This window comes from Pirellula sp. SH-Sr6A, assembly GCF_001610875.1.
In the GTDB taxonomy this organism is placed as follows: Bacteria; Planctomycetota; Planctomycetia; order Pirellulales; family Pirellulaceae; genus JBKCUI01.
On record NZ_CP011272.1, the window covers coordinates 5447887 to 5469883 of the forward strand.

A 21997-nucleotide genomic window follows, 5' to 3' on the forward strand; every position below is an offset into this window, starting at 1 on the left:
TCCGTTGTTCTAAACTTTGATATCAATGATTTTGCGAATGACCAATGCGCCCGCCAATTGCATGGCGATTGCTCCCCCTAGCAACCACTGCCCGATCGGATCGGAGAAGAGCTTCATCACGTATTCGCGATTGAGAAACAACATCACCACGAACAATCCTGGCGGCAACGCGAGCAATACGACGCCCGACAAGCGGCCTTCCCCCGTCAGTGCTTGGATCTGCCCTGCCAGTCGATAGCGAGCTCTCACCAATCGCCCAATCTTGTCCAGGATCTCAGCCAAGTCACCCCCTGTCGTCCTCTGCAATACAACCGCCGTAACGAAGAACCGGAGGTCGAGGTTCGGGATTCGCTTTGCCATGCTTTCCAAAGAGCCCTCAAGCGATACACCCAGGTTTTGCTCTTCAAAACAACGTCCAAATTCGCGGGCGAGCGGGTCTTGCATTTCCGCGGCGATCAAACCAAACCCTGCACCGATGGAGTGACCTGCACGAAGAGAACGACTCAACATCTCGAGCGCTTCGGGGAGTTGTGCGTTGAATTTCGCAATACGCCGTTTCCTTTTGAAATTGACCCACAGGAAAGGGACAAAGAAGAGAATAGCGCCCGCGGCTGGTGCAATGAAAATCGGGATCGGAGCCATCGCGCATCCAATGGTTCCCGCCAGGGCTAGTCCAATACACAGAAAAGTGAATTGCGTTAGACTCATCTTGATGTCCGCCTGCTCGATAAGCGATTGCATATCGAACGTGCTGGCCATCCATTCGTCTAGGATATTGCGAGCCCCCCCGGTCGCACCTCCTCGCAATTGAAGAAGGTCCGAATTGTCGAGGAGATCGGGATTGTGTCGTTTCGTCAACGAACTGAGACGCGACTCCGCAATCGAGTCTTCGTCCCCACGAATCGCAAAGGCGGCCGCACCGACCATCGCGGCGACGCAAATCCCGACAGATACTGCGATGATAAGGATCAACATCGTTTTACGCTCGCATCATGATGCGTTGACGGAATGCGCTCGCAGGTAAACGAATTCCTGCAGCCTCTAATCGTGGCATGAACGAAGGTCGTACTCCTGTCGCTTCGAAGTAACCAGCAGCCCTTCCGTTCTCGTCGATGCCGTCCTGAACAAATCGATAGATGTCTTGAAGAACCACTGTGTCCTGCTCCATCCCTTGAACCTCGGTGATATTGAGAACTCTTCTCGGACCCCCCTGCAACCGGTTTGCCTGGATGATGACATCGACTGCACCGGCGATCTGTTGACGGATGGCTTTCACGGGCAATTCAAACCCCGCCATCATGACAAGCGTTTCCAAACGAGCGATCGCGTCGCGCGGGGAGTTCGAGTGAATCGTCGTCATCGAGCCATCGTGACCGGTATTCATGGCTTGCAGCATGTCCAGCGTCTCACCACCGCGACACTCGCCGATGATGATGCGTTCCGGTCGCATCCGCAGCGCGTTCCGAACGAGATCGGTCGCGGTTATCGCTCCCGTTCCTTCGATGTTCGCAGGCCTTGTTTCCAACCGAACCACGTGCTCCTGTTGGAGCTGAAGCTCCGCCGCATCCTCGATCGTCACAATCCGTTGGTCGTTTGGAATGAAGCTGCTGAGTGTGTTGAGGAGGGTTGTTTTACCTGAACCCGTACCACCGCTGATGATGATGTTCAGACGGGCCTTGATGCACCCTTCCAAAAGCATAACCATCTCGGGAGTGAACGCTTTGTAATTGAGCAGCCCCTCGAGCTTCAACGGGTTGGATCCAAAGCGACGAATGGAAACGGCGGCCCCGTCCAAGGCTAGTGGAGGAATAATCGCGTTGACCCGTGATCCGTCTTCCAGTCGCGCATCGACCATGGGGCATGTTTCGTCGACACGTCGCCCGACCTTTGACACGATGCGATCGATGATCTGCATCAAGTGGGCGTTGTCGCGAAACTCGACGGCCGTCTTTTCGAGTTGTCCCTTCCGTTCCACGAAGATGTTCTTGGGACCATTGATCAAAATATCGCTGATCGCGGGATCCTTGAGTAGAAACTCGAGAGGCCCGAGACCCAGCGTCTCGTCGAGTACTTCTTCGATCAACCGGTCCCGTTCAGACCGATTCAGGTGAGTGTTTTCACTGTCGCAGAGATGCTCGACGACGATGCGAATTTCGCGACGAAACGACTCCCCCTTCAAGTCACCGACGCGCGAAAGATCGAGCTTATCAACCAACCGCTGGTGGATGCGTCGCTTGATGTTTTCAAAGTCATCTTGCTTCGTTTGATCGGGGGAGCGGCTTGGACTCATTGTTGGCTTCATGGCTTTCCACATTCGAACGAATCAAAATCGTCGCGAAGAGGGAGCCGCCAGCGGGTCCTATCCCGTCAGAACTTTTGTAAGCTCCCCGGGGGTGTTGGCAATGCTGTCTGCGCCCCATTCACGCAATTCACTCTCGGGGCGAAACCCCCAGGTTACTCCAATCGCATGGAACCCCGCCTCCACCGCAGTTTTCATGTCGGTGTTTGTATCACCGACATAAGCCATTCTTTCCGAACGGATTCCCAACTGCGATGCGATCCAGCGCGCACTGCTCGGGTCCGGCTTGCGTGGAAAACGTTCGGAATGCCCTACCACCATGTCAAACTTTGTCGATGGAAAGAATTGCGCAGCGCACTTTTTCGTAAACGCATCCGGCTTGTTGGAGAGAATGCACAGTCGCATGCCCACGTTTTCCAGAATTTCAAGCGTCGAGGGGATACCATCGTACGGTTTGGAATGGTTATTCCATCTCGTAGAGTAAACGCTGTCGAAGAGATGGAGCGCTCGTTCTTTCAGAACCAGATCGTGCGCCGTCTCGGGTAGTGCTCGTTGAAACAGCACCGAGACGCCATCTCCAACCATGAAGCGATATTCGTCAACCCTGTAGGGCGGACGGTCGAGCAATCGCAGAACCTCGTTAACGGTTTCCGCCAAATCCAGCAGCGAATCGAGCAACGTTCCATCCAAATCGAAAATTACTGCGTCGAAACGCATAGCGAATCCTTTCCGCTTCCCGTAGATGCTAGGGTGATTCCGGTCCGGCATTGTTTTGGATCGGCTCGACCCATAGTTCCCCGAGATCGGGGCGATAGCGGTACTGCAATCCCTGCGGCAAATCGGGCATTTTCATCGGGGGTGCCATCACCTCCTGCATGAACTCTTCGTGGCTTTTCGGCACCCTCCCGTGGGTGGCTTGGAACAATTGCAACGACTTAGGGAGCTGGATCTCGAAGAAAACGCGTTCTTTGGTCTTCAAGAACGCTGAGGCAGGGCCGGAGATGAATTTGACCGGGTTGTAGTCCGAAACATCGTCCAAACTTTTTCCTTTCCCTGTGACACCCGTCTCCGCCTTTTGTGCCTGAAATGGTGCGTCACCTTGAGCCGCCACGGCGGCATTCTGCTCGGCAGCCAGACGATCTCGCTCGACCTCCGCCTCGGGTTTGCATCCCAGCGTTCCCAGCGCAAGGCACCCGGTGGCTAGAAGGGACAGGGGCCGACTCCAATCGCTACATCGTTTGAACATCGATCGATCTCCGGCAAAACAATCAGGCTAAATAGGGGGTCAATGCGGAGTGCAGAGAGGCTGGCACGGATACCTTTTCCAGTGTAACCATTCCATTCGGATCCCTCACTCTCCTACAGCATACCGAAACCGACTCCCCTTTTGCCACGGGGCCACGCGGTCCATGCAATGCAAATCCGTAACGAATGCTGGAGGAGCCGATTTTCAGAATCCGTACTTCGATGGAAACCGTGTCTTCGAAGGTGGCGGGTCCCAAAAAATCCGCTTGAACGTGAACGCGAGGCCACGTGACAGAATGCTCATCGTGGGAAAAGACGCTTGCCCCAACCGAGCGGAGCAAGGCATGTTCGGCCTGCTCCATATATTGAAATAAGGAAGAAAAATGAGCGATACCAGCGGCGTCCGTTTCGCAAAACTCAACCCGCCGTTCCCATCGGAAAGGGCCCATTCGATTCGTTGCTCCAGTAGCCGCCGCCTCAGCTGCGGACGAACTTAAGTAGCCTCCGAGGGGAAGGCTGACCGAAACCCAGAGGAGCCGATCCAGATGATCGGCCGGAGCTCAGGTAGATACCTACTCGCCTACGTAGGGCATCAAAGCCATGAATCGAGCTCGCTTGATCGCTTGGCTCACCGCGTGTTGGCTGGTTGCAGAGCAACCGGATTTGCGGCGGGAAACGATACGCCCGTGTCGATTGACCAACTTGGACAGCAGCTCCACATCCTTGTAGTCAACGTACATTGGACGAGGACGCTTGCCATCTACGAGCAACGGATCCTTTTTCTTGACCTTCACCTTCATCCTCGCGCGTTTGCGAGGAACTCGCTTACCATTGGGGGGACGACGGCCAAAGGATCCTTGAAAGTCAGACATGTTATTTGCGGTAAACTGGAAAGCAACAGAGGACGAGGGAACTCCTTCCCCCTAAAAAAAACAAGTCGAGTCGCGGATCTTATCGTGGCATCAGCATCCCTTCAATAGGCAAAAGGGTTTGTCGGTCGGTTTTTCGAAAGACTTAGCCTCCGAAGCACCGGAAAAGTCCGCAAATCATGCGGTGGCGCTACATGGTTTGCCGCATTACCGGGGACTTCCTCGACTTCTCTGTCGTAGTTTTCGTCGATAGATCTCGCGTGTGCCGTCTGGTTGCCTTCACAGGATGACGTCGTACTTCATCGACCCAGGAATCCCAGATGTTTTCTTCTCTCACCCCTCCGCTTCAGTCGACCTTTCAGGTACTCGGCATACCGTCCAACTTGGCATCCATCCCGGTTTTGGAATGCGCGATGAGCAGTCTCATCCCGCCAGTCCGATTGGCGGCGGTTCAGTGTCTGATTGCACGCGGGGGCGACGAAGAAATGCGGGCAGTTGTGCGTCGAATCGATCGATGCCAATCGGAGGAACTCGCGTTTCTCGCATCGCATTCCACGATGCTCGCCACGCCAGTGGAAGCCGCGGTGACGGGGCGGGACCCCGAATCGCGCCAACAGGGACTGGTAGCGATCGCCCGACTTCGGATTGCCCCGCTCTTTCATTATCTGGTTTCCGTTGCCGAGTCTCCGGAAGACTCGCAACAGATCGTGGCAACTCAGCTTCTTGATTCGCTCGCAACCGATTTCGGAGCCCAAGCTAGACAAAACGTCGGCATCCTCTCCATGCCAGGGCGCGAGCAACTCCTCGAAGACCTGCTCCCATCGATTCGCCGCTTTTCAAAACATCGGGTCGGTGCGATTGTCGATGCATATATCCTCGCGTTCCATTGGGATGATGAAGGGTTCCGCGAAATTTTTTCGCCCATTCAAGACCCCCACTGCAGCCTGCTCCTCAAGCGTTTGCGAACGCTGCACCGCACCGAAGTAAGCGAACTCGTGTGCGGCTCGCTCTGGAGCAAACTTTCCAGCGCTAACACGTTAGAGCTCGTCCTGGAGCGGAACCCGATCGAGACGCTTAAGACCCTTTGCTCCCTGGAAAAACGTTTTGGTGTCTCTCCGGTGCTCACCAAGAATCTTGCCAGTCTCTCCCTCCCCTGTTTCGGGGGGATGGAGTTGGAAAAAATCGATCGAGAAGAGTTGGATGTGGCAGCATTGCTTCGGCTCCTTGTCGCGACAGAGGCCACTCCCGATGTCATTCTTCGGGCTGTCGTGGGCGCCGCGCTCATCGATCGTTCCGACGTCACCGTCGAATGCGCCAGCGCGATTCGCAGCCTTCGGACACTTAAGCCAGAGATCGTGGTGATGGTTTTAAGCGACTGCTTTTCGTTGCCCGACATTACGGCCTACGAACCGCCACCCTGGAAGGCGTCTCTGAAATCGGCCATCGATGATCTGCTGGAGCTCTACTACGATCTGCCATCTGTGATTCGAACGGCCGTGGATGGGTTGTTTAGTGAATTTCGCTGCGAAGAACTCTTTCAGATCTCGGATACTTGGCCCGAAGCGCATGTTCGAGCTTATGGCCGCATCGTGAGGTTTGCAGATAGCAGTTGTGTGCATTACATCGATACCGAATCCCAATCCACCTCGGTGGCGAAACGGACCAAGGCGATTCGGATGATTCGATACCTGGGCAAGGACGAGCGGCTTCAAGAGATCGCCGTCGCTGCTCTTTCCGACGAACACGAATCGGTTCGTATCCAAGCCATCCATGCGATCGCGTACGGAAACGATCGAGAATCAGCCTTGGAGCTGTTGGGCCCGCTCCTGGCGGATGAGGACTTGTCGGTCAAGACAGCTGCATCCCAAGCGCTCGAGCAGTTGCAATTGAGCCCGAGCTAGGTGAATGCGGAAATCATTATGAGTCTTTTGGAATCCATCCTCTCTATCCTTCCCCTGCTGTGCGACGTGGCCCCGGTCCAATCATTGATTGATTTCGTCGCAAAGGGAGCGGCATTGGGTGAATTGCTTCGAATCCAAGGCTATGACGAAACGCCTACTCCCTGGGGAATGATCGCGGCGGGAGCGATTGGGAGCTTTATGGTGATCCTGGCTGTTTGGAAAAGCACCGTCACCTTCATCACTTGGTATCAAAAACCGATCAACAGCCCCAAACGATTGTTCGTCAAGTTGTTGAAGGTGCATCGGTTGAATCGGCTGGAATGCGCGATGGTCCGGCAAGTCGCATCGGGATTGCCAAGCGATGCCCCCCCCTCCATTCTTTTCGTCGACCCGATGTATTGGCACACCGCTGCTCCCAAGACGGGAGACGAACGATTGCGGCGCGAGGTTTTTCGGAAAGTCTTCAACACGGATTTGGATCGATACGAATCCGTGGCGAAGGATGCTATGGCCAAGGATAGTAAATAGTCACGCGGTAGTCGCGAAGTAGTCGCTCGAAGTAGTCGCTGGTGCTCCCTTCCCTTCCAGCCTTCAACGCACTCTCACTTGCCGCTAGAATCCGTAGTTCGCGTCCGTTTGCCAATTGGAAGCCCATTTACCCGTGCGGAGCAATCAAGATGTCTGATGTGGAACTCAAGCTTAAATCGCTGGGGTTGGAGATGCCCCCAGCCCCGAAGCCGGTGGGCTTGTACAAGCCGATGTTGATCGTGGGCAATTTGGCTTACGTCTCAGGACACGGTCCTCTTCGCAGCGATAAAACGCTCATCACGGGCCGGCTTGGCGCGGATATGTCGATCGAGGAGGGGCAGGCGGCGGCTCGGCAGACCGGGCTCGCGATGCTCGCGACCCTCAAGGCTGGACTGGGAAGTCTGGACCGCGTTTCCAGGGTGATCAAGCTATTGGGACTGGTTCGTTGCACCGACGAGTTCGAGCAATCGCCAGCGGTCATCAACGGTTGCAGCCAGCTTTTTGTCGACCTTTGGGGCGACGATCATGGTATCGGCGTCCGAAGTGCCCTAGGGACAAACGCGCTCCCGGGAAGTATCGCCGTGGAAATCGAAGCGATTTTCGAGATCCGCCCCTGATTAGGCCTTGAGCATCCGATCGGCGACTCGACAATCGTCAGGATGTCAGAACGTCAAACCTATACCTACCTAAGCCGCACGTTTGAGGCGGCTGGAATGCAGCCCAAAACCAAATATGGGCAGAACTTCCTCATCGATCTCAATATCTTGGACATCCTCGCGCGCGGTGCGGATCTGCAGCGCACCGATGTGATCTTGGAAGTCGGAACGGGCATGGGATCGCTGACCAAGCGAATCGCTCCCCACGTCGGTCATATGATCACCATCGAGATCGACCGCGAATTGCAGGTCCTCGCGGCGCGAGAACTGGAGGAGAACACGAATGTGACGATGCTCACCTTCGATGCCCTTCGGAATAAGAACCATCTTCGAGACGAAGTCATGGAGACGGTTCGCGAAAAGCTCGCCCTCTTCCCCGGAGCGAGGTTCAAACTCGTAGCGAATTTGCCTTACAATGTCGCGACCCCCATCATTAGCAATCTCCTTTCGGTAGATCCCTTGCCGGAACGAATGGTCGTCACGATCCAAAAGGAACTTGCCGAACGAATCGTATCTCCCCCCAGTTGCAAGGACTACAGTGCCTTGACCATCTGGATGCAATCGCAGTGTGATTGCGAGATCTTGCGAAATCTCCCTCCAACGGTCTTTTGGCCGCGTCCCCGAGTCGATTCGTCCATTCTCCGAATCATCCCCAATGCTGCCAAACGGGAGCGGATCGTCGATTTGGATTACTTCCACAAAACGCTGCGCGCATTGTTTTTCCATCGACGGAAATTCCTGCGGTCTCAATTGGCAACCGCGACCCAAGATCATTTGAGCAAACCCCAAGTTGACGAAATATTGGCCAAGCTCCAATTCTCCGAGAGTTTGCGAGCGGAGCAGCTTTCTGTGGAGCAGATCATCGATCTGCTCGAGGAATCCCGGCGGCTTACTCCTCCTCCCCAAGCGGACTGAACCCGAAAACGACTTGCCTCAGAAAGCGAACGCGTCGATATGTTCACGGGATTGGTTGAAGGAACCGCAACAATCGTTTCGGCAGACCGAGACGGCCCCGGAATGCGTCTCAAGTTGGAGCTGGGTGAGCTCGCCGAAGGTGTCAAGCTTGGTGACAGTATTTCCGTAGCGGGTTGTTGCCTCACGGTCGTTGAAATCGAAACAACGCGATGCACCTTTGAGCTCGGGTCGGAAACCCTTTCGAAGACGACCTTCAGCACGCGGGTACCAGGGGATCGGTTGAACGTGGAGCGGTCGCTTCGAGTGGGTGATCGCATGGGGGGGCACTTTGTCACCGGACATATCGACGGCCTCGGCAGGCTTGTCCGCAGGCGAGAGGAAGGGGAATGGTCTCACTTCCATTTCGAAGCCCCCTTGGGCTTGCTGCGTCAAATGGTCGACAAAGGTTCCATCACGATCGATGGAGTGAGTCTGACCGTCGTGCAAGCCGATGATAGGGAGTTTTCCATCGCGCTGATTCCGCATACCCTCGAGGTCACGACACTGGGAACGATCCAGCCCGGGCAATCGGTCCATTTGGAGACGGACATCCTCGCGAAATACATCCAACGGGCGATCGCCCCACGTCACACTTAGCCACGATTCAATCCAACGATGCAACTTCAAAACCTCACCGCTATCTCTCCCATCGACGGACGTTATCGCAATCAACTGGCCTCGATCGATGACGCCTCGAATGCACCCAAGCTCGACCATTACTTCTCCGAGTTTGCTCTGATTCGGTATCGCGTTTGGGTCGAAATCGAATATTTGGTTCTTCTCTCCGAGGAAGGTTTCTTGGCATTGAGTGCGGAACAAATCGCTGCACTTAGAAAGATCTACGCCGGGTTTGATGTTTCGGACGCGGAGCAGGTCAAGAATCATGAAAAGGTGACCAATCATGATGTGAAGGCGGTCGAGTACTTCATCAAAGATAAAATGGACGCCATGGGGCTCGGCGATCAGCGGGAATGGGTCCACTTCGGACTGACATCCCAGGACGTGAACAATACTGCGGTTCCCCTGTCGTGGAAGCATGCACTTGAGCGAGAGCTGTATCCCAGACTGGATGAATTGATTGAGAAACTGCGTCGGCTAGCGATGGAATGGGAGCCTGTCTCCATGCTGGCGAGAACGCACGGCCAACCCGCATCCCCCACACGGCTGGGAAAGGAAGTGATGGTGTTTGTCGAGCGACTGGAGCATCAACTCCGACTGCTCCAGCAAATTCCTTGCTCGGCCAAGTTTGGCGGCGCGACGGGGAACTTCAATGCGCATCATGTTGCGTATCCGAGCACCGACTGGATCGCCTTCGGCAATAAGTTCGTCGAGGAGCGGTTGGAGCTGCGAAGACAGCAGTTCACAACGCAAATCGAACATTACGATGACTTGGCCGCCCAGATGGATGGGATCAAACGCATCGGAACCATCCTGATCGACTTGTGCCGAGATATTTGGACTTATGTTTCGATGGACTACTTCAAGCAGAAAATCAAAGCCGGCGAAGTAGGCTCCAGCGCGATGCCCCACAAAGTGAACCCCATCGACTTTGAAAACGCCGAAGGGAATTTAGGAATTGCGAATGCCATCTGGGAACATCTCGCGAGCAAACTACCCATCTCCCGGCTTCAACGCGACTTAACCGACTCGACCGTGTTGCGGAATATCGGAGTTCCTTTTGCCCATTTCACGCTGTCCCTTCGTTCTATCGATCGGGGATTGGGCAAACTGGTCCTGAACGAGGAAAAGATTCGGGCAGATCTAGACGCGAACTGGATCGTGATCGCCGAAGCGATTCAGACCATTCTGCGTCGCGAGAAGATTGCAAATCCTTATGAAGCACTCAAAGCGTTGACCCGAGGTGCGGCGAGGGTGAACCAGGACACGTTCTCGCAGTACATCGACTCGCTTGAGGTCAGCGAGGAGGTCAAGCAAGAATTGAGAGCGGTGACTCCGTTTGGGTACACAGGGGTGCACCCCCCGATGGCGCGTTAGAAGCGACGTTCCGACGACGTGAGAGGGTCGATCCACAAGGCCCCGGTCGGGAGCTCGATCAACCCCGCACTAAAAATCGTTTTACCGCGTCATTGTCGTGGGAACGCGGCTGACATAGGGATGCGCAATCTGCCTGCTGGTCGAGATGACAGTCAAGCTAGCGGCGACGAGCAAGGCGACGATCACCGAGTATTCCAGAGGACTCGGACCGTCTCCAGATTGCGTGAATTGCGATAGTTTTTCTTTGATTGACTTCATTTTTTCGATACTCCCTGTTCTCGTCATCGGCAACGAACGGAGCGAACATCCAGTCAAACAGCCGCGATCGAACATTCGGCATGACCGTTGTTTTGCACGAATTCCGAATTGCGCAAATTATGCGTCTGGAGAAGCTTGACGATCCGACCCGCCCTCCTACAGTCCTCACGCGTAACCGGGCCACCTACGGTGCTGAAACGGGGGGCGAGGTCGTCGATCGTCTGCGATGTAAAAAGAGGGACTCAATGGAACGCCGTGCATGGTTAAAGTCTGTGGCCGCAGGGGCCTCAATCGCGACAACGCCCCGCTTGCTCTTTGCTGAGCGATTGGACTGGCCCACTTGGCGAGGTCCCAGCAGAAACGGCGTTGTCGAAGGAGCTTGGCCAGATTCGCTGGATGAAAAGAGCTTGGTCCCGCTTTGGAGCCGTCCGCTGGGTGATAGCTATTCAGGTCCGATTGCGTCGGGCGACTTGGTCTTTACCACGGAGAGCAAGGCGGGGAGAGAATCGGTCTATGCGCTCTCGGTCATGGATGGTGAAGTCCGCTGGCAAGTTGAATGGAAAGGAACATTGAATGTTCCTTTTTTCGCTGCCCGAAACGGCAATTGGATTCGCGCCACTCCCGCCACGGATGGGAAAACCCTTTTCGTAGGCGGGATTCGCGATGTTTTGGTCGCTCTCGATACGGCGACGGGCGAGGAAAAGTGGCGAGTCGACTTCGCAGAGCGATTTGGCAAAGTACCTGACTTTGGCATGGTTTGCTCCCCGATTGTGGACGGGGCTCACCTCTATATCCAGGCCGGCAAAGGCCTGCACAAACTCCGGTGCGACGACGGCACCATCCTCTGGTCCTCTCTTCAAGATGCAGGGGATATGATGACCAGCGGAGCATTTTCGTCCCCGATCATTGGCGAATTGCACGGTGTACGCCAATTGCTCGTGCAGACTCGAACGTTCCTCGCGGGTGTGAATCTGGAGTCCGGGGAGCCCTACTGGAAATACGAAGTGGCCGCTTTTCGCGGAATGAACATTCTTACCCCCACTCTCTGGAAGAACGCTCTCTTTACCAGCAGTTACGGCGGTCGCTCGCTTTTGATCGACATCGAAGAAAACCGTTCTCCGAAGATTCGGTGGGAGAATAAAATTGAAGGCTACATGTCTTCGCCCGTGGTCCTCGGCAACTATCTCTACATGCACCTGAGAAACAAACGGTTTGCTTGCCTCGATTTATCCACAGGCAAGGAAGCTTGGATTTCCAAACCCTTTGGGGAGTATTGGAGTTTGGTCACCAACGGGGATCGGATTCTCGCGCTCGACCAAGACGGAACGCTCCGATTGATTCAGCACAATCCATTGGAACTTCAAGTTCTTTCGGAACGAGCCTTAACCACCAACGAGGAAGAAGCTTGGGCTCACGTCGGTCTTCTCCAAGGAAAAGTGATGGTTCGGTCTCAAAAGGGAATGACCGTGTACAGCTGGTCCTAAGTTGGTTCTCCTAAAACGAGATCTCATTCTTCCCTGGCTCGGCCTCGAGTTTTCCCGAGGAGCGGATTGCAAAAAATCTTTCGGAACTCTCTCTCAACGGCTGGGTTAAGCACTCTATCCCCTCAACGCATCCAGTCTCATAGGGGTTAGAGCTTGCACTTTCGGATTTTCGAAGAGAGGTAGGCTCTGGTTGCGATCCTCTTTTCTTATCCTTTGCCTCATGGATCCCAACCCGACAACGGAATGCGGGGAGTGTTACGCGCTCCCTGCGGCTGCAAACTACCTGTCGCCAGGGTTGGCACACGGGGGGCACGACGGAAAGCGGGCGATTGAACTCAAGTTTTTATTGCCTTGGGATTTAGCCAATCGACTTCGCGAGCGTGCGCGCAACGAACTGCAAACCGATCCGTTCGCTGATCGAAAAACAGGGCGATACAAAGTCTGCAGTCTCTATTTGGATACCGTCGCGTTCGACATTTTTCATCGCACCTCGGTAACCGACGGCAACAAGTTTCGATTCCGGCGTTACAACGAGGATCAGGAGCTGTTTCTCGAGCGTAAACGCCGCCAGAAAGGTGTCGTCACGAAACATCGGGATCTCATTCCGCTCGATGCTTTGGATCAATCTTCGACCCTATCGTCCCCGATTTGGGATGAGGCTCAATCCTTTGGCTTGGTCCCGAGCTGCGCGGTGGAGTACGAGCGTGAAGCATACATTAGTGAACAAACGGAGCCGCCTTTCCGAGTTACGATCGACAATCGTCTCGGGACGCATCGATTCCATCGAGCAGATTGGTTGGAATTGTCGGCGTTTCTCCATAGAAACCGAACGGAGGGAGAATTGCCTAGCACGGATTGCATTCAGCCAATGGTACCTGGGTATTCGGTGGTGGAATTCAAGTTCACCGATGCGTTGCCCGTTCACCTGAAACGGTGGGTGGAAGACTTTCAAATCGCACCCGTGAAATTCTCGAAGTACCGAACGGCGTTAAGCGACCCCAACGAATGGGTTCAAACAAGAGACGGAGCAGTGGCATGAACGAGTGGATCCATGGGCTCTTTGAATCGAATGAAGGGGAAATGGCCAGCGGTCTATCTCTGGCGATTCGATTTATCTGTTCCACCCTATTGGGGTGGACCGTTGCTGAAGTTTATCGCCTCACCAAGCATCGATCTCAGAATCACTACGATCGATCGATGTACGTAACACTCGTTCTGCTCACGGTGTTGATCTGTATGGTGACAACGGTGGTGGGAAATTCGGTGGCGCGCGCCTTTTCACTCGCGGGAGCGCTCGCAATCGTTCGATTCCGCACCGTTGTTGAGGACACTCGAGACACTGCCTTCGTGATCTTTGCTGTTGTCGTAGGCATGGCGATTGGATGTTCCCAATGGAACGTTCCCTTGATCGGCATTCCGATCGTCAGTCTCGCAGCCGTGGGGTTGCACATGCCATGGTGGGCGAAACCTGGCATGCGAGGGCGAGGGGGTCGGACATCGGAACGTTATAGGATTCGATTGAGATTGGGATTGGGAATCGAACTGCGTGGAGTTATCCAGGACGCGATCGATCAGGCGGTCACTTCTCAGCGAATCGTTGAGATTACGACCATCAAACAAGGAGCTGCGATCGAAATCCTGTACGACGTCGAGTGGAGCGATCTCGTCGACCCACTCGATTGGGTCAATCGGATCAACCGGCTCCAAGGTGTTCAGTCCGTAGCCCTGGAGAGACCCGACGCCGTCGACTCAACGAGCTGATATCAGGACGCCAAGGCTATTCACACTATTGCATCCAATGCGAGCGTCCTCGCGGACTCCCGCCTCTAGGAGTACTTCTCATCTTTACAACGAGGAATCTAGGATGAAGTTCTATTTACGCTGGGTGATCGGAACGATTGCGTGCACCGGAGCCGCAGCCAGCTTCTTCGCATATCCACAGCTCCCAACCTTTGGCCAGCCACCGGGCATGGGAAGGAATATGCCGGGCCCTCCGGGTCGAGGATTGGATGATTCCTGGCTCGCAATGCTGGAGATGGAGGAAGTCCGCAAAGAGATCAAGCTGGAAGATTCTAAAAAGCAGCAGCTGGAGGCGATCCAAAGCGATCATCGGCAAGCGATCGAGAAGGCAATGGGTGAAGTTGATTTTGCCGCGTTGCCAGAGTTGGAACCAAATCAACGCGACGAAGCATTGGGGAAATTGCGTGAACAAACCGAAAGGATCCAACGGGAATCCGATGAAAAACTAAGAGAGATTCTCAGCGTTCCGCAAAGGGAAAGACTGACCCAATTGCAAGTGCGACGAAAGGGAATTCGTGCTTGGGCGGAAAAGGAGCTTCACGATCAGCTGCAGCTCACGGGGCCCCAGCGCGAGAGCCTTCGAGAACTGCTGGAACCTCTGGGAATTCCCTTTCAAGATTCGCGACGCGAGAACGAAGGGCCCGGTTGGTTCGGCGGTCTCTTTGGAGGGCCACCGCGGCGACCGGGTGGGTTTGGTCCCCCAGGATTCGGGCCTCCCGAGTTTGGACCAGGCGGGTTTGGGCCCGGGGGACCCGAAGGGAACCTGCAGAGCGAAACCGAAGCAAAGATCCTCGCACTTCTCGATGAAAAGCAAAAGCGTGATTGGAACAAGATCGCTGGCGAGACGTTTTCCTTTCCCGCCCCTCCCTTTCGGATGGGAGGGGGCCCCATGTCCGAATCTCGCCCCTTGGTCGCTCAGTTTGATAAGAACGGAAACGAACGGCTGGAGCGCGCCGAACGGGACGAAGCCCGCGCGTTTCTCAAGAAGCAACCCAATCGCGGAGGCCCCGGAGGACCGAGAGGTCCGGGTGGGCGCGGTGGACCCGGTGGACCTGGCGGACCTGGTTTTGGGCCTCCCGGTCGGCGTGGAACCGAGCCGTCTTCTCCCGGCCCTCGCATCTCGCTCGAGGATGTGAAGGTTTATCCGGCCGAACCGCTGTATACGGACAAAGTGATACGGACGCTATTCCTAACCTTCGAAGGGAATGACTGGGAGGAAGAGCTAGCCGATTTCAACAATACGGACGTGGATGTCCCCGCCGATCTCGTTGTGGACGGAAATCGATACCCGCAGGTAGGGGTCCATTTTCGGGGGATGTCTTCCTTTGGGATGGTCCCTGCGGGAAGCAAGCGATCGCTCAACTTGTCACTCGATTTCGCCGATCAAGACCAACGTCTTTATGGTCGCAAAACCCTTAATTTGCTCAACGCCCACGAGGATCCCAGTTTTTTACGAACCATCCTCTATCTGGAAGCAGCACAGAAGTACGCGCTGGCACCGGTCGCCAATTTCGTCCATGTCGTGATCAATGGCGAAAGTTGGGGGCTGTATGTCAATGCGGAACAGTTCAATAAGGAGTTCATCGAAGCCCGTTTCTCCGATGCGAAAGGGGCTCGATGGAAAGTGCCGGGGAGCCCTGGCGGGCGTGGGGGACTCGAATACTTTGGTGACGAACTCGACGCTTACAAACGAACCTACCAGATCAAGAGCAAAGATCGCAAAGAGGATTGGGACGCACTGGTCGAACTCTGTAAAACTCTCAACACCACACCCGTGGAGGATCTGCCTGCGAAGATTGAACCGATATTGAATGTCGAAGGGGTCCTTCATTTCCTGGCTCTCGACATCGGCCTCGTCAACAACGATGGTTACTGGACGCGCGCGAGCGACTACTCTCTCTATCGCGACAGCCAAGGAGTCTTCCATGTCGCGATTCACGATGCAAACGAAACGCTGAAGCCTGCGATGGGGCCCGGCATGGGGGGGCCCGGCATGGGCGGTCCTGGCATGGGCGGTCCTGGCATGGGCGGTCCCGGGAGACCAAATCGAAGAGGCGGGGATCGTGAACCCGGACCACGTGGGGGAGCCATGCGATCTCCCGTGGAGTTGGATCCGCTTACCGGGCTGGATGACAGCTCAAAACCTTTGCGTAGTAAACTGCTCGCTGTACCGAAGTATCGGGCTCGATACTTGGAGATCCTCGCGAAGATCAACGAAGAAATACTCGGGGGAGATTTCTTGCAATCGCGCATCGAACATTACGTGCCGATGATCGACCCGTATGTCCAGCAGGATACGCGCAAACTGGAGTCGTATGAAGCATTTCGAAAAGCCGTTGCGACCGAGTCTTCTGGTCGAATCGATGGCCGCGATATGTCGATTCTCGACTTTGCCAAAGCGCGTTACGAGTACTTGAAGAAGGCCCTCGCTGCGCCAACCGCAGCGAGGTAAAGGCTCTGGGTCTCCCGAGAGAGGTAGACATTCCGCTGTTTAAAGCTTCGGTAGCACGGACGCTTCCGGAGCGACTTGGGCGAGATTGCCAGGGATCTCCGCGTCTACTTCTTGAAGTGCCCAGCGCAGTCCCCCGATGAAGATGGATTCGAACACGGGGTTTGCCCACACGTCCTCGCGGTGTCCCATGGAGGTGTAAAAGACCCGACCCTTGCCGTGCTTGCGCGCCCAAGTTGCTGGATAAGGAGGTCGGTCGTAATCCTTGTCTTGCATCCCTTTCGTTTCTTGAACGAGGATGACGTGCATATCGGGATTGAAGTTCTTGAGCGAATACCACTCTTCGTGCAATGTGAACTCGTCTCCGGCCTTGTCCAATCCTGGGAAGTTTTTGCTGGTAACGCGCATGGTTGCGTTTTGTTGACGGCCGTGGCGAATGAACTCTCCTCCGATCATCTGAATGTAGGGATCGATCTCAGCAGATGCCTTGGTGCGATCGCCGGGACTGTGGAACGTGTCCGAGGCGCAGTGGCTTCCTATAAAGCCTTTGCCGGCTGCGATGGCCTCCAGGAAATTCTTTTTTCCTTGTGCGGTCATCGGAGGTTCTTTGTCCCCACCCGGCTTGGTGAGGTCTTCCGTGGTGTAGAAGAGAAACCCATCAAATGCTTCATAGTCCTTATCGAAGATGCGACCATCCTTGGTGCTGGTAACTTCGAAGCCATACTTCTTGGCAAACTCGTCCATCATTCGTTCTGCATAGGATGGGGCACCGTTATTGCGTTTCACGACCGAGTGCTCGAAGCCCGCGCTGCGGCAGTAGAAAAGGAGTTTCTTCGGAGCAGGCTTCGCAGCGCTGGCCAAGCTGGGGGCCGCGAGCAGAGCGCCCGAAACGATCGCCGATTGTTGGATCCAAGAACGACGGGAAACCAAGGGGTGAGATGGATTCACAGGTGTTGCCTCTTCGGTGGCAGGGAGGAAAGATGGGAAATAGGACGCCTCCATTCTAGCCAGATTTTCCTGCCGTTAGGTAGATGGCATTCCACGGGAACGCATCGATTACAAAGTTCGGCAAAACCCCATCAAGCCGACGCCTTGCGGGTAAAGCGATCGGCAATTCGCTGGCAGACGTAATAGAAAACCGGTGTGAAGAAAATCGCGAGCACGGTGGAGGTGATCATGCCACCGCAAACAGCCGTTCCGAGCGCTCGGCGACTGGCTGCTGCCGCTCCTTCCGCAAATACAAGGGGTAGCACCCCTAATATAAACGCAATGGAGGTCATCAAGATCGGTCGAAATCGTGTGCGAGATCCTTCGATGGCTGCATCCCAAGCCGACTTGCCCGACTCGTGAAGCTCCCGTGCGAATTCGACAATCAGGATCGCGTTCTTGCTCGCCAGAGCGATGATCAACACGATTCCAATCTGCACGTACACATTGTTATCCATCCCCGCCCACCAAATAGCCGCTACCGTGCCTAGCAGTCCCAATGGAACGACGAGCACTACCGCGATCGGTAAAATCCAGCTCTCGTACAGGAACGAGAGGATGAGATAGACGAGCAATACGGCCAAACCGAAAATATAGATCTCTTCCCCTTTGCTATTCTTTTCTTGCAGGGAAACACCGCTCCAATCAAAGCCGATCGCATCCGAGAATGATTCGCTCGCGAGCTGCTCCATCTTTTGCAATGCTTGGCCCGAACTGCTTCCGGGGGTTGCGGAGCCCGTAATGGTCGCGGAAGGATAAAGGTTGAATCGTCGAACAATCTGGGCTCCGAATGAGTCTTTCAGATTCATTACGCTCCCGAGCGAGACCATCTCTCCCTTGGTATTGCGAACTTTTAGTTTACGAATGTCGTCGACATTGTCACGGTATTCTTCATCAGCTTGAACGGTCACCCGATAGGTTCGACCGTAGAGATTGAAATCATTGACGTAAGCCGAACCGAGCGCGGCCTGCATGGTGCTAAACAAATCTCCAATTGGAACTTGCATCGACATCACGCGAGCTCGGTCGATGTCGGCGAAGATCTGAGGCACCCCCGCGCGGAAGGTAGAATTCACGCGGGCGAGCTCCGGTTGTTTCTGAGCTTCGGCGACGAGCTTGTTCACCGCTGCTTGCAGTTCTACCAACCCGACTCCGCCTCGATCCTCTACCTGCATTTCGAATCCGCCACCGACGCCGAGCCCCTGAATTGCGGGTGGTGTAATGACCAGAATGAAAGCCTCTTTGATCGCACCCAATCGGCCCATTAAATTCTCGACAATGCGCTCTTGGGAAAGCTCTTCGGTTGTCCGCTCCTCCCATGGCAAGGTTCGAATGAAAACCGTGGCCGCGTTCGAGGATTGGCTCCCCTCCAAGAGCGAGGTTCCACCAAGCGTGAACCACGTTTCCACCCCTTCGGTCTCGGCGAGGATTGCGTTGATCTGCTCGATCACTTCTTTCGTTCGAGATTGAGAGGCTGCGTCCGGAAGCTGGATCGCTGTAATCAAGTAGCCTTGGTCCTCGGAAGGGAGGAATCCAGTTGGCATTTTGGCATACCACCATACGGTACCGCCGATGAGGATCGCAAACGCCACGAGGGTGGCTGGCCAAGCTCTCAACACACCTTTCAAAAAGAAGATATACCAACCCTCGACCCAACGAAAGGAAGTGTTGAACCATCTCGCTAGGAAGAACTTCTTTCCTTTCGCAGGTTTCAACCATGTCGCGCATTGTGCGGGCTTAAGCGTGAGCGCGTTGATCGCGCTGATCAGAGCCGTTGCGGCGATGGTCAGTGCGAATTGGCGATACAATTCGCCGGTGATTCCACCCAAAAAGATGGTAGGGACAAAGACGGCGAGCAAGACGGCAGTGATCCCGATAACCGGACCCGTTACCTCGCGCATCGCGCGCTCGGTGGCCTGCTTGGGGGCTTCCCCGTTTTCAATGTGATGGGCCGCGTTCTCCACGATCACAATCGCATCGTCGACCACGATTCCGATGGCCAAAACGAGCCCAAAGAGAGTGAGGAGGTTGATGGAGAAACCCAAGAATGGCATCGCGGCGAAGGCGCCGATGATGGTAACGGGGACCGTGGTAGCAGGGATTAATACCGCTCGCCAATCCTGGAGGAAGACCAGGATCACGACAAGGACGAGGATGCCTGCCTCGGCTAAGGTTTTATAAACTTCATGAATCGCTGCCGAGACAAAGGTGGTCGTATCGAAGGGAATATCGTACTCCATTCCTTTGGGGAACGACTGTGCGAGTTTGTCCATGGCTTCTCGAACACGATCCGCTACCTGGAGCGCGTTGGCACCGGGTAGCTGGTAAATTAGAACGCTCGCGGAATCAATGCCTCCACGCTGTGCGAACGAATCGTAGGACTGGGCTCCGATCTCCACTCTCGCGACATCGCGAAGGTAGGTAAGCGAACCATCCTCCGAGAATTTGATAATGACATTTTCGAATTGCTCGGGATCGGTCAGTCTTCCCAGAGCGCTGATAGTGAGCTGGAAATCGGGTGCGTTTTCGTTAGGAGGTTGCCCGATCTGTCCCGCTGCAACTTGGATGTTCTGCTGTCGCAATTGGGCTAAAAGGTCTTGGAACGTCAAACCGCGAGCTTCGAGTCGTGTGGGATCGACCCAGATCCTCATGCTATACGCTCCGCTTCCGCTCACCGTCACTTCCCCAACCCCCGGGACGCGACTCAATTCATCGCGCAATCGAAGATTTGCGTAGTTGCTTAAGAAGAGGCTATCGAATGATTTGTCGGGAGAGATCAATGAAGCGACGAGAAGAATATTCGTCGACTGCTTCTTCACGCTCAATCCCTGCTGCCGGACTTCCGAGGGGAGGAGCGGTTCGGCGAGGGCCACGCGGTTTTGAACCAGTACCTGCGCTTGATCGAGATCCGTCCCGACTTCGAAGGTGACCGTCAGGGAGTAGGAACCGTTGGAGGAAGAAGTCGACGACATATAGAGCATCCGCTCCACGCCGTTGATCTGCTGCTCCACGACCGATGCGACGGTATCCGAGACGACTCGCGAGTTAGCTCCTGGATAATTTGCGGTGACTTGGATCGTAGGAGGAGTGATATTCGGATAGCGTTCTACCGGCAGATTTACAACCGCGACCAGTCCAAAGAGGACCGTCAAGATTGCGATGACATTGGCGGCGACGGGGCGCGATATGAAGTAGCTGGATATGCTCATTGACCGATTCGCTCCGTATTCAGCGGAGGAACCTCTTTCGAGGGACTGGGTTGAACCCGATCTTTAGGGCGGATCTTCTGCAATCCCTCATACACGACTTGCTCTCCAACCATCAGTCCTTCGCGGATGACAGAATAGGAACCATGCGTCGTGCCAACCTCCACGGTTCTTCGGTGCACGATGTTGTCTTGATCAACCACCATCAAGTACTTGCCCTGTTGGTCCATGGCCAGGCATTTCGTCGGTACGAGTACAGCCTCATAAGGAGCCGAGAACGGAACTCGGACCTTGCCGTAGAGTCCCGGAGTGAGGAGGCCTTGCTCGTTGGCGAATTCGGCTCGAATGAGGGTGTTACCTGTCCCAGGATCGGTCGTATTGTTTTGAAAATCGATACGTCCGTGATACGGAAACGTGGCGTCATTGGTCAGAGCGAGCGAAACGGGAATCGAACCCTCACTGGCTGCTGGTAATTTGCCAGCGCGAACCAAGTCTCGGTACTCCAAAAAAGAGGCTTCGTCGATATCGAAATAAACATGAATTGGGGCGACCGAAACGATAGTGGTGAGTAACGTCGTATCGGCCGTGACCACATTCTCCGGATTGATCAAAGAGCGACCTAGGATGCCCGCGATGGGGGCTTTGATCTGAGTGAATTCCAGGTCGAGCTCCGCTCGTTTTTCGGCAGCGAGGAGGGTTTGGTATTGTCCTTCGGACTCGTGAAGATTGGCTTTCGCAAGTTCTAAATCGGTATCGCTAATTGCATTCGATGGTTTTAGCTTTTCGAGTCGATTCAGTTCGCTCCGAAGTCGTTCCAGTTGCGCTTCGAGAGCGATGCGATTTCCGCGTGCTTGTTCCAGGGCGAACTGATAGGGTCTTGGGTCGATCTCGAACAAGGGAGTTCCTGCTTCGATTTTCTCCCCCTCTTTTGCTTGGACTATAAAGGGTTGGGTATAGGAGACCGCCCGAGTGAACCGATCGGTTGCAATGGATTGCGCCGAGGGTGCTAACGAGGTGGGGCGAGGCGAGCTGGGAAACCGATTCGGAGTTTGATTGAGGTATCCGCTTACACGCGGCCTAACTTCGACCGAGTGCGCGGGGGCGGTCCGCCCTGTGAAGTCCCGGTAATCCGTGACCTGTTTGACCTTGGCATCGATGGTATCGACGGGGGTGGAAGGCCTCTCCGGCATGGACGCCCCAGGAACGCCCGAACCTGGTTTCCCCAGTTTTCCTCCTGCTCCATGCCCACCGCAGCCTGTTATCGCCAGCGATGCTGCCAGAATCCCCACGCACGCTACACCAGCGATAGCCCGCTTCCATTTGCTTTCGGTTTCGTTCATCATTCCTCCGAATGTACACTGCACGG

The 21997-nt window shown here is 55.0% G+C and carries 20 protein-coding genes; 10 read left to right on the forward strand and 10 right to left on the reverse strand.

The window, feature by feature from the left end; genetic code table 11:
- Window positions 1–9: 9 nt before the first annotated feature.
- The 6 genes from VN12_RS21175 to rpsR all read right to left on the reverse strand — a co-directional run bounded on the left by VN12_RS21175 (window position 10) and on the right by rpsR (window position 4416).
- On the reverse strand, window positions 10–975 hold the full coding sequence (locus VN12_RS21175; RefSeq protein ID WP_146678666.1) for a type II secretion system F family protein: 966 nt from the start codon (window positions 973–975) through the stop codon (window positions 10–12).
- Between the two features lie 4 nt (window positions 976–979).
- Window positions 980–2290, reverse strand: coding sequence for a CpaF family protein (locus VN12_RS21180; RefSeq protein WP_409994261.1), 1311 nt, complete (start codon window positions 2288–2290; stop codon window positions 980–982).
- Between the two features lie 69 nt (window positions 2291–2359).
- The gene (locus tag VN12_RS21185; protein WP_168164543.1) at window positions 2360–3016 is read right to left on the reverse strand and encodes an HAD family hydrolase; all 657 of its coding nucleotides are present in this window, start codon (window positions 3014–3016) and stop codon (window positions 2360–2362) included.
- 28 nt (window positions 3017–3044) lie between these two features.
- On the reverse strand, window positions 3045–3545 hold the full coding sequence (locus VN12_RS21190) for a hypothetical protein (RefSeq protein WP_146678669.1): 501 nt from the start codon (window positions 3543–3545) through the stop codon (window positions 3045–3047).
- A 22-nt stretch (window positions 3546–3567) separates the two neighbouring features.
- Entirely contained in the window at window positions 3568–3993 is a 426-nt protein-coding gene (locus tag VN12_RS21195) for an acyl-CoA thioesterase (RefSeq protein WP_146678670.1), read from the reverse strand.
- Between the two features lie 123 nt (window positions 3994–4116).
- Entirely contained in the window at window positions 4117–4416 is a 300-nt protein-coding gene (rpsR, locus tag VN12_RS21200; RefSeq protein ID WP_146678671.1) for a 30S ribosomal protein S18, read from the reverse strand.
- A gap of 317 nt (window positions 4417–4733) precedes the next feature.
- On the opposite strand from rpsR, the gene VN12_RS21205 reads away from it, so the two are divergent.
- The 6 genes from VN12_RS21205 (at window position 4734) to purB (ending at window position 10447) form a co-directional block, all read left to right on the forward strand.
- Window positions 4734–6314 (forward strand): HEAT repeat domain-containing protein, encoded by a 1581-nt coding sequence (locus VN12_RS21205; protein ID WP_146678672.1) that lies wholly within the window; start codon window positions 4734–4736, stop codon window positions 6312–6314.
- An 18-nt stretch (window positions 6315–6332) separates the two neighbouring features.
- Window positions 6333–6842 carry a hypothetical protein gene (locus tag VN12_RS21210; RefSeq protein ID WP_146678673.1) on the forward strand — a complete coding sequence of 170 codons (510 nt, stop codon included), beginning with the start codon at window positions 6333–6335 and terminating at the stop codon, window positions 6840–6842.
- Window positions 6843–6991: 149 nt separating this feature from the next.
- The gene (locus VN12_RS21215) at window positions 6992–7459 is read left to right on the forward strand and encodes a RidA family protein (protein ID WP_146678674.1); all 468 of its coding nucleotides are present in this window, start codon (window positions 6992–6994) and stop codon (window positions 7457–7459) included.
- Window positions 7460–7501: 42 nt separating this feature from the next.
- A complete protein-coding gene (gene rsmA, locus VN12_RS21220) occupies window positions 7502–8413 on the forward strand; it encodes a 16S rRNA (adenine(1518)-N(6)/adenine(1519)-N(6))-dimethyltransferase RsmA (RefSeq protein ID WP_240491219.1) in 912 nt (303 codons plus the stop codon).
- 39 nt (window positions 8414–8452) lie between these two features.
- A complete protein-coding gene (locus tag VN12_RS21225; RefSeq protein WP_146678675.1) occupies window positions 8453–9049 on the forward strand; it encodes a riboflavin synthase in 597 nt (198 codons plus the stop codon).
- Window positions 9050–9067: 18 nt separating this feature from the next.
- A complete protein-coding gene (purB, locus tag VN12_RS21230) occupies window positions 9068–10447 on the forward strand; it encodes an adenylosuccinate lyase (protein WP_146678676.1) in 1380 nt (459 codons plus the stop codon).
- An 81-nt stretch (window positions 10448–10528) separates the two neighbouring features.
- Here the strand turns inward: purB and VN12_RS25960 are convergent, their stop codons facing one another.
- Window positions 10529–10705 (reverse strand): hypothetical protein, encoded by a 177-nt coding sequence (locus VN12_RS25960; RefSeq protein WP_168164544.1) that lies wholly within the window; start codon window positions 10703–10705, stop codon window positions 10529–10531.
- Window positions 10706–10950: 245 nt separating this feature from the next.
- Here VN12_RS25960 and VN12_RS21235 point away from each other — a divergent pair, with 245 nt between their 5' ends.
- The 4 genes from VN12_RS21235 to VN12_RS25965 all read left to right on the forward strand — a co-directional run bounded on the left by VN12_RS21235 (window position 10951) and on the right by VN12_RS25965 (window position 16441).
- Entirely contained in the window at window positions 10951–12189 is a 1239-nt protein-coding gene (locus VN12_RS21235; protein ID WP_168164545.1) for a PQQ-binding-like beta-propeller repeat protein, read from the forward strand.
- 220 nt (window positions 12190–12409) lie between these two features.
- Window positions 12410–13228: a polyphosphate polymerase domain-containing protein gene (locus VN12_RS21240; protein WP_146678678.1), complete on the forward strand. Its 819-nt coding sequence runs from the start codon at window positions 12410–12412 to the stop codon at window positions 13226–13228.
- Window positions 13225–13950: a DUF4956 domain-containing protein gene (locus tag VN12_RS21245; RefSeq protein ID WP_168164546.1), complete on the forward strand. Its 726-nt coding sequence runs from the start codon at window positions 13225–13227 to the stop codon at window positions 13948–13950. Before VN12_RS21240 ends, VN12_RS21245 begins: the two co-directional genes overlap by 4 nt.
- Window positions 13951–14053: 103 nt before the next feature.
- A complete protein-coding gene (locus VN12_RS25965; RefSeq protein WP_168164547.1) occupies window positions 14054–16441 on the forward strand; it encodes a CotH kinase family protein in 2388 nt (795 codons plus the stop codon).
- A gap of 39 nt (window positions 16442–16480) precedes the next feature.
- Here the strand turns inward: VN12_RS25965 and VN12_RS21265 are convergent, their stop codons facing one another.
- The 3 genes from VN12_RS21265 to VN12_RS21275 all read right to left on the reverse strand — a co-directional run bounded on the left by VN12_RS21265 (window position 16481) and on the right by VN12_RS21275 (window position 21974).
- Complete coding sequence (locus tag VN12_RS21265) at window positions 16481–17386, reverse strand: ThuA domain-containing protein (RefSeq protein ID WP_205855113.1); 906 nt, start codon at window positions 17384–17386, stop codon at window positions 16481–16483.
- Window positions 17387–17517: 131 nt separating this feature from the next.
- Window positions 17518–20634 (reverse strand): efflux RND transporter permease subunit, encoded by a 3117-nt coding sequence (locus tag VN12_RS21270; RefSeq protein WP_146678684.1) that lies wholly within the window; start codon window positions 20632–20634, stop codon window positions 17518–17520.
- Window positions 20631–21974 (reverse strand): efflux RND transporter periplasmic adaptor subunit, encoded by a 1344-nt coding sequence (locus VN12_RS21275; protein ID WP_146678685.1) that lies wholly within the window; start codon window positions 21972–21974, stop codon window positions 20631–20633. The genes VN12_RS21270 and VN12_RS21275 overlap by 4 nt, the downstream gene beginning before the upstream one ends.
- Window positions 21975–21997: the final 23 nt, after the last annotated feature.